This window comes from Allobosea sp. 05T439, from assembly GCF_056396005.1.
The window spans coordinates 1-1,041 of the sequence record NZ_JBFTKP010000116.1; the positions used below are offsets into that span (position 1 = coordinate 1).

At 67.7% G+C, this 1,041-nt stretch carries 1 protein-coding gene and 1 pseudogene; both read left to right on the top strand.

Annotated features, from left to right (window positions below):
• Window positions 1–724, top strand: a 724-nt coding sequence (locus AC1DIO_RS35290) for a calcium-binding protein (protein ID WP_476854945.1), incomplete at its 5' end; no start/stop codon positions are given.
• Between the two features lie 83 nt (window positions 725–807).
• Window positions 808–1,041 (top strand): annotated as a pseudogene (locus AC1DIO_RS35295) (type I secretion system permease/ATPase); the annotation flags it as partial.

Below are 1,041 nucleotides of genomic sequence, written 5' to 3' on the forward strand. Positions count from 1 at the left end.
CCGGCCCGGCGACGACGTGCTGCTCGGCGGGGCCGGCAACGACCTGATCGATGGCGAGGCCGGCAACGACCGGATCTTCGGTGGCACCGGCGACGACCGGATCACGGCCGGGGCCGGCGACGACACGGTGGTGGCGGGTGCGGGCAATGACGTGATCGTGGCGACAGTGGGTGACGGCAACGACGTCTATTTCGGCGATGACAGCGACGGCGGCACGGGCATCGACACGCTCGACATGTCGGCRATCATGGCGAACCTGACGGTCGATCTCGGCAACGGCCTGCTCGGACGCGGCAGCGCGGTCAGCACGGACAGCGGCACCGACACGCTCTGGAGCATCGAGAACGTCGCGACCGGCGCAGGTAACGACACGATCACGGCCAGTGCGGCGGTGAACGTGATGGAAGGCGGGGCCGGCAACGACACCTTCCGCTTCGAGAGCAAGGAAGCGGCGGATGGCGACACCATCCTCGACTTCGAGCCTGGCGATAAGCTCGACCTCTCCGGCATCGACGCCAATGGCGCGCTCGCCGGCAACCAGAGCTTCACCCTGACCAGCGGCCCGGCCTTCACCGCCACGGCCCAGCTGGTGGTCTCCTACGAGACCCGGGCCGACGGCGACTACACCGTGGTCAAGGGCAATGTCGACGSCGACGGCGATGCCGACTTCCAGATCAACCTGAAGGGCAGTCACACCCTGACCGCCGGCAACTTCGCGCTCTAGAAGCCGTGTCCTCCCGGCCGGCGGACCCCGTGTCCGCCGGCCGCCTTCCTGCCGACTGCTTCTCCTTTTGACGGTTTGCGATCATGGCACCTTCCAAGGCACAGACCTCCGCCCGCAAGCGCGATGCCGCCAGGCTGACGCTCGGCTTCCGCTCCGCCTTCCTCTTCCTGTTCGCGGTCTCGGGGCTGATCAATGTGCTGGCGCTGACCGGCTCATTCTACATGCTGCAGGTCTATGACCGGGCGCTGACCTCGGGCAGCGTCCAGACGCTGGCGGCGCTCTCGGCGCTGGCGATCGGGCTCTATTTGTTCCAGGGC